This window comes from Chloroflexota bacterium, from assembly GCA_035652535.1.
GTDB lineage: Bacteria > Chloroflexota > UBA6077 > UBA6077 > SHYK01 > DASRDP01.
The window spans coordinates 126,615-133,173 of sequence record DASRDP010000124.1; the positions used below are offsets into that span (position 1 = coordinate 126,615).

The window sequence follows — 6,559 nt, forward strand, 5'->3', positions numbered from 1 at the left end:
GCGCGAGCGGGACTCGCAGCGTCGCTTACGGGGTCGCCTGCGCGACGCGCTCGTGGAGGTCTATGGCGCTTTGGTATGTCTTCGGGTCCAGAAGGTGCTTGAACTTCCGCATGAACGACGTCACTCCCGCGCGGGGGACCAGACCTTCGCGCACCATTCGAGTCAGCTCACTGAGGCTCATGTGGCAGTCCTTGTAGAGCTGCACGTAGCGCTCGATGAACTGATGAATGGGTAACGCAGTTGGGAGGACTGGGTGGAGGAAGTCAAAGTAGCGCCGGTCCTGCGTGATGAGCTGGTCCTTGTATTTTTGCCAGTCCACCGTTCCTGGGAGCGGCGTGTGGATCGTGAATTGCGGGCACTCAATTCCGAGCCGCTTGTTGTATTCGGTGAGGTGATCAAACTTTTCGTGCAGCCAATCCGCGAATATGATCTGAGCGCCCCAGAGCTTGACGCCGATGCTGTGCAGGAACGTGATGGCCTCTTCGTTCACGTTGACGCGAGAGCCCTTGTTCACCCGCTTCAGCTCGGCCGGGTCGTCCGACTCAAGGCCGACGAGGATCATATCCAGCCCGGCCTCGGCCCAACGCGTGTACAGCTCCTTGTTCCGCACGATGTTGTCGGCTCGACATTGCATCCAGAACCGTCGTCGATTCCCACTTTCGATGAGGGCGTTTGCGAGATGCCAAGCGTCCGAGGATCGATAATCCTCGTGAGGCATCACCTGGATGGCGAGATCGTCGACGATGTTCACGTACGAGCCGTTGGGAATCCGGGCGATCTCCTGAAATGTCCGCTCCCAACCTTCTACCTTATAGGTACCGTGGTGGAACTGCCAGACCGAGCAAAAGGAGCATCGATATCGGCAGCCGCGCGCGGTCTCGATGGAGTAGGGCCGCGGGTAGTAGAGAAAATAGTAGTGGTCGCGATAGGGATCGCACAGCTCACGGGCCACGAGCGGCCTGTTGTTCATTGAGGCATCGTTGTGCAGGACGAGGTTGCTTATCTGCATCTCGGGCACTGTTTTTCGGAATTCCCCGGCCTCGTCACGATAGTGGAGGTAGGGGATCCGGTCGAGCCGCCGCTCTCCGCCGAGCTCGCGAATCAAGACCGGAAAGACCTCGTCGGCTTCTCCGTACACGATCGCGTCGATTTCCGGGATGTAGAGGTCTTCTGGCGAAAGCGAGATGTGGTGGCCGCCGACGATGATGGGAAGGGTGGCGTCCATGGCCCGAATCTGTCGAGCAAGGTCTGCCACGACCGGAACGTCGGTGGTGTAGCCGCACTTCAGTGCGATAAGGTCTGGCTGAAAGCGTTGCACGCGGTCGGTGAGGTCGACGTCCGGCGTTCGGAGATCGGCCAGCTCGCACTCGACGACGTCCGCCACGGAGGCGGCGAGGTATTCAGGACCGAGGGTCTCGACGCGGACGGTATCGTTGAAGCCGGTGGAGTAACCGCTCTGGGGCTCGACGAAGAGGACGCGCCTGATCGCCGACTCGAGATTGCGATGCGCAACGATGTCGACCATTCGGTCCCTCTCTCCGTGTCCTGACTCACTCACACCGAGGAGATCTCGGGAACAATTCCCGATAGCATACCACGGCCTGAGGTTAGCCATGGATTCGCAGCGCGGCGTCGCTGGGCGCGTGATCACCATCTTTGGAAGCTCTCGAGCCCAGCGCGGTGACGTGGAATACGAGGCCGCAAAACGACTCGGCGCCCTTCTCGCGCAACGAGGCTGGACGGTCTGTAACGGCGGCCACGAGGGGACCATGGAGGCCGCAGCGTGGGGCGCCAAGGAGGCGGGCGGGCAGACCATCGGCGTGAGCATTGCCACGTACCGCCCGGCTGTTCCGAATGTCTGGCTGGATCAGGACATCGTGGCCGAAACACTCTTTGCGCGACTCGAACGGCTGGTAACCTTCGGCGATGGTTTCGTCGTTCTGCGTGGGGGCATCGGCACCTTGCTCGAGTTGGCGCTCGTCTGGAACCTGGGCCAGATTCCGCAGTTTGCGCAAAAGCCCATCATCGTGGTCGGACCGGAGTGGGAACAAGTGCTGACGAGCATCCGCTCGTGGCTTCCGATGCATCCTTGGGAGGCGGCTCGCTGGAGGCGAGCCGCCGGTGTCGACGAGGCGGTGACGCTGCTCGACGCCGCATTCGCACCGATGTCTGACCTGACGCGGTAGCGTCCGACCCTGGCTCCATCGGGACTCGCGCCCCTCTGAGCCGCGACCAGCCGTGTGAGTCCGGGCTCGGCAAGCCGGCGCCCTGTCCAACTACCGACTTGGCGTCCGCGTGGTGGCAATCTGTGATCCACCTGTGACTGCGGTGAGCGGCACTGCCCGGTCGTCGGGCGTTGGAACCGCAAGGATCGTCGGCGTCGGTTTCGTCTCCTGAAGAGGCGCCGCTTTTGTCACGCTGAGCCCGGCGCTGGTCTCTTTCGCCGTCGCGGTGGCCACCACGGTGTTCGTGGCCGTATTTGTGGGGGCGGCGGTTTCCGTATTCGACGCGGCAGGGGCCGCCGGGGGAAGGTGGACCGGTGATGCAATGATCATGGCCGGGGTTTCTGTGCTGCGCACGGCAAGCTGCACCTGGTTCACTCCCATCGATGGTGGCGTCGCGTGGGCGGGCGGGGAGGACGTGGGCACGATAATGGTCACAACGCCGCGGACAACGGCGTCCATGGTCCGATCGGGCGTGGGCTGGATGATTTGCGGGCTGCTCTGGGCGCGTGCGCGCGCGCCACACCCGGATTCCGCCGCGGCGCACGCGATGAGTGCAAGGGCGACGAGGAGCCTGGGCGCCATGGAGCCGAGCCGTCCGATCACCGCTGCGCAGTGCTCCGCGGCGTCGGTTGGAGGGCGGGGATCCTGAGGGTCATTCCGGTTGACAGGCTTTCTGGTCCCGAGAGCCGGTCGCGGTTGGCCTCATAGATTTCTCGCCACTGGGATGCGTCGCCGTAAATGCGAGCGGCGATCGAGGTCAGCGTGTCCCCGGCGCGCACCGTGTACGTCTCGGTTGTCGGGAGGGCGGACGGGGACGGCGAGAGGGAGGGTGCAGCGCTCGGGGTGGTGAGGGCGGGTCGGGGGATCGTCGGGAGGCTGGGAATCGCGGTCGCGGCGCTGGGTGGCTCCTCTGTGACGCATCCTGCCAACATGACGGTCGCCACGGCCAGGAACAGCGCCCAATGCGGCCGAAGCATCAACTTCTCCGGTGGGTCGTCGGACGACATTATAGCCGCCGATGGCGGGGCGGTCTCCCAGATTCCGGATCTCATCTCCGTATACACTGTCTGGGTATGGACGGTTCGCTGCATGGCTGACGTGCGCCCATTTCGCGGCATACGCTACAACGCCGTCCGGTTCGGGACCGACCTCTCAGCCTTGATCTGCCCTCCCTACGACATCATCTCGCCGAGCGAGCAGGCCGCCCTGCTGGAACGAAGCCCGTACAACATGGTGCGGTTGGAGGGTCCGTCGGAGGACGCTGGGCCGCCCCAGGGCGAGACGGCGGACCGCTATGCGAGAGCGGCCGAGCGGTTCGAGCGCTGGCTCGCCGACGAGGTCCTGGTTCCCGAAGCCGGCCCGGCCCTGTATGCCTATTCCCACAGCTTTTCGCACAACGGAGCCACTTCGGTGCGGCGCGGGTTCCTGGGGGCGCTTCGGCTCTCTCCGTGGGAGAAGGGAGAAGTCCGCCCGCACGAGCACACGCACGCGGGCCCAAAGGCCGACCGGCTGGCGCTCCTCCGCGCCTCGCGGGCCAACTTCAGTCCGATCTGGTGTCTCTACCGGGATCGGGATGGAGCGACCGACCGCCTCTGGCAGGCGCTGGACGGAATCGCGCCGACCGTGCAAGCCGTGGACGACGATGGCGTGAGCCATCGTCTCTGGTCCGTCCGCGAGCCGAACCTCCTTCGGAGCATCCACGACGCCCTAACGCGCGGGCCTGTCTACATCGCCGACGGACACCACCGGTATGAAACGGCGCTTCACTTCCGCGATCAGGCAGCCGCTGTCGCGCCCGCTGAATCGGACTCGGCGGGGTGGAGCTTCGCGCTCACCTACTTTGTGGAGGCGTCCGATCCAGGGCTCATCGTGTTTGGAACGCACCGGCTGCTATCCGCCGCGGCGATTCAGAGCGTGAGCCGGGAGAGGCTGCTGGACCATCTGGGGCGACGGTTCGACGTCGTTGACGCCGGTGGCGGGCCAAAGGGGATCCTCGCGGAGCTTGAACGCGTGCCCGGGCGGCCCGCCTTTGGCGTCTACTCGCCGCCACTCGGGGTCAGCGCCATCGCGGTCTTAAAGGGGCAGCCCGAGGTGCCAGCCGACGTCGCGGGGGGGCATTCGTCCGCCTGGCGCAAGCTTGATCTCGCAGCGCTCCACGCGCTCGCCATCGATCAACTGTTCCCGATGGGGAGCGCGGCCCTCTTCGCTGGAGGGCTGCTCACCTATTCGCGGGAGGTCTCGGACGTCGAGCGCGTCGGCGCCCCCGATGGGGCGGCGCTGGCGTTCCTGGTACGGGCCACGCCGGTCGAACAGGTCATGGCTGTCGCGGACGCCGAGGACCGGATGCCCGAGAAGTCAACCTACTTCTACCCCAAGCCCGCCTCCGGTCTGGTGATCGCTCGGTGCGATGACCGGATCGACTGGCCGCTTCCTGGTTAAGAACTGTTATAGACGCGTTGCAGGCCTGCGCTGGTCGCCGCGGATTGTTACGGTACACTGACAGCAGGGCGAGCGTTCCGTAGGGGCCACCTGCTCGCCGGACACTCGAGGGGTCGCCGGGGTGGCGCCGGAGAGGATGACCGACATCCAGGAAGCGCTTGCGATAGCTGACGAGCCTCGCGACGAGGCGACCGAGCAGGTCGGCGAAGCGGTACCGCTGTACCTCCAGGAAATCGGTCGGGTTGCCCTCCTGAACGGTGCGCAGGAGGTCGAGCTGGCGCGCGCCATCGAGGCGGGCAACGCCGCGCGTGCATATCTCTCCCAGCATGAAGCGATTCAAGCCGAGGAATGGTCGAGGCTCAATCGCGAGGTGCTGGCCGGAGCGGCGGCACGCCGCGCGTTGGTGGAGGCGAACTTGCGCCTCGTCGTGAGCGTGGCCCGGCGATACATGAACCGGGGCTTACCGCTCGCGGATCTCATCCAGGAGGGCAATATCGGGCTTCTCCGGGCCGTGGAGAAGTTCGACTACCGGCGCGGGTTCAAGTTCAGCACCTACGCCACTTGGTGGATCCGTCAGGCGGTGACGCGCGCGATCTCGGACCATGCCCGCACCATCCGAATTCCGGTCCACATGGTCGAGACGATCAATCGGCTGACGCGCACTCTCGCGCAGCTCCAGCAACAGCTCGGCAGAGAGCCCACCTACGAGGAGATCGGCGAGGCGGCGGAGCTGCCCGCCGACCGTGTGCGCGAGATCCTGAATATGCTCCCGCAGCCCATCTCCCTGGAAACGCCGGTCGGCGACGACCAGGACACGCTGCTGGGCGATTTCGTCGAAGATCGCAACGCGCAAGGGCTGGAGGAGGCCGGGGCCCGCGCCTTCTTGCGAGAGCAGGTCGCGGACGTGCTAGATTCCCTGACCCCGCGCGAGCGCAGGGTCCTCGATCTCCGGTACGGCCTCGGCACGGGACGCCAGCACACGCTCGACGAGATTGGGGCCGAGCTGGGAGTCACGCGGGAGCGGATTCGGCAGATCGAGGCGAAGGCGCTGCGCAAGCTTCGCCATCCCACGCGCAGCAAGCAGCTCCAGGGTTTGGCCGACGCGTAGGGCGCACGGAGTGGCTGCGCCCTTCAACGGCGCTCAGAGGTCGTCGTCGAAGTCAGACATGGCGTCCGCGCTTCCCTCGTCGAACCCGAGGTCGCCGGGGTCTTCCCCGCGCTCCATCTGGTCCAGCATCTCCTCGTAGTCATCACCCATATCCACGCCCGCCGCTTCTCCCATCCGCCTCGCCCACGTCGCGACGGCCCGCGGATCCTCGTAGTCAACATTTTCCAGATTCGAAGGATCGGAGAGGAAGTCCTCGTAGGACGACTCCGACCGAACGCGCGAGATACGAGACGGGAGTCTATCGAGCTGCGTAGAGTGGCAGTGGGGGCAGGTTGCCGTTGAGACCGAGGAGAACGAGCGGAAGAAAAGCTGGACGCGGCGACCGCAGCCGCGGCAGCGGTATTCGTAGATGGGCACGGAAGGCTCCCTCGCGCCTAACCATGTGGGCCGAGTATACCAAAGCCATCTCGTACCCTCTGTACGCAGCGGGATCTTGAGAGACAGCATTGCGGAGGTCCTCGTGCACGCGATCGATCGAGAGGAATTGGCGCGTCAGCTCGTCGCCGCGGCATACCTGAAGGGTGATTTCCTTCTGGCCTCAGGTCGACGAAGCAAATATTACTTCGATAAGTACCGGTTCGAGACGCAGCCTGACCTTCTTCGCCCGGTCGGCGACATGATCGCGCAGCGCCTACCGCCAGGCACCGATCGCATCGCCGGGCCGGAGCTGGGGGCTGTGGCGCTGGCAGCGGCCGCCTCGCTCGCTTCCGGCGTGCCGTTCCTCATC

Annotated in this window: 8 protein-coding genes; 4 read left to right on the forward strand and 4 right to left on the reverse strand. The window is 65.1% G+C overall.

The window, feature by feature from the left end; all coding sequences use genetic code 11:
- Positions 1 to 25: 25 nt before the first annotated feature.
- Positions 26 to 1,525 carry a cobalamin-dependent protein gene (locus tag VFC51_16045; protein HZT08534.1) on the reverse strand — a complete coding sequence of 500 codons (1,500 nt, stop codon included), beginning with the start codon at positions 1,523 to 1,525 and terminating at the stop codon, positions 26 to 28.
- An 88-nt stretch (positions 1,526 to 1,613) separates the two neighbouring features.
- Here VFC51_16045 and VFC51_16050 point away from each other — a divergent pair, with 88 nt between their 5' ends.
- A complete protein-coding gene (locus VFC51_16050; protein ID HZT08535.1) occupies positions 1,614 to 2,186 on the forward strand; it encodes an LOG family protein in 573 nt (190 codons plus the stop codon).
- 90 nt (positions 2,187 to 2,276) lie between these two features.
- Here VFC51_16050 and VFC51_16055 read toward each other — a convergent pair whose 3' ends face one another.
- Both VFC51_16055 and VFC51_16060 read right to left on the reverse strand, forming a co-directional pair.
- Positions 2,277 to 2,828, reverse strand: coding sequence for a hypothetical protein (locus VFC51_16055; protein HZT08536.1), 552 nt, complete (start codon positions 2,826 to 2,828; stop codon positions 2,277 to 2,279).
- A complete protein-coding gene (locus VFC51_16060) occupies positions 2,825 to 3,202 on the reverse strand; it encodes a LysM peptidoglycan-binding domain-containing protein (protein HZT08537.1) in 378 nt (125 codons plus the stop codon). Before VFC51_16060 ends, VFC51_16055 begins: the two co-directional genes overlap by 4 nt.
- A 112-nt stretch (positions 3,203 to 3,314) precedes the next feature.
- Here VFC51_16060 and VFC51_16065 point away from each other — a divergent pair, with 112 nt between their 5' ends.
- The gene (locus VFC51_16065) at positions 3,315 to 4,664 is read left to right on the forward strand and encodes a DUF1015 domain-containing protein (GenBank protein ID HZT08538.1); all 1,350 of its coding nucleotides are present in this window, start codon (positions 3,315 to 3,317) and stop codon (positions 4,662 to 4,664) included.
- Positions 4,665 to 4,800: 136 nt separating this feature from the next.
- A complete protein-coding gene (rpoD, locus tag VFC51_16070; GenBank protein HZT08539.1) occupies positions 4,801 to 5,772 on the forward strand; it encodes an RNA polymerase sigma factor RpoD in 972 nt (323 codons plus the stop codon).
- 33 nt (positions 5,773 to 5,805) lie between these two features.
- Here rpoD and VFC51_16075 read toward each other — a convergent pair whose 3' ends face one another.
- Positions 5,806 to 6,189 (reverse strand): zinc ribbon domain-containing protein, encoded by a 384-nt coding sequence (locus tag VFC51_16075; GenBank protein ID HZT08540.1) that lies wholly within the window; start codon positions 6,187 to 6,189, stop codon positions 5,806 to 5,808.
- Positions 6,190 to 6,292: 103 nt separating this feature from the next.
- Between VFC51_16075 and VFC51_16080 the strand changes: the two genes are divergently transcribed.
- The coding region (locus VFC51_16080) for an orotate phosphoribosyltransferase (protein HZT08541.1) at positions 6,293 to 6,559 on the forward strand (267 nt) is incomplete at its 3' end.

Bases quoted from the DNA above. Each gene is read 5' to 3' on its own strand.
- VFC51_16050 (HZT08535.1), top strand. From the start codon at position 1,614: ATGGATTCGCAGCGCGGCGTCGCTGGGCGCGTGATCACCATCTTTGGA.
- VFC51_16065 (HZT08538.1), top strand. From the start codon at position 3,315: ATGGCTGACGTGCGCCCATTTCGCGGCATACGCTACAACGCCGTCCGG.
- rpoD (HZT08539.1), top strand. From the start codon at position 4,801: ATGACCGACATCCAGGAAGCGCTTGCGATAGCTGACGAGCCTCGCGAC.
- VFC51_16060 (HZT08537.1), bottom strand. From the start codon at position 3,202: ATGCTTCGGCCGCATTGGGCGCTGTTCCTGGCCGTGGCGACCGTCATG.
- VFC51_16045 (HZT08534.1), bottom strand. From the start codon at position 1,525: ATGGTCGACATCGTTGCGCATCGCAATCTCGAGTCGGCGATCAGGCGC.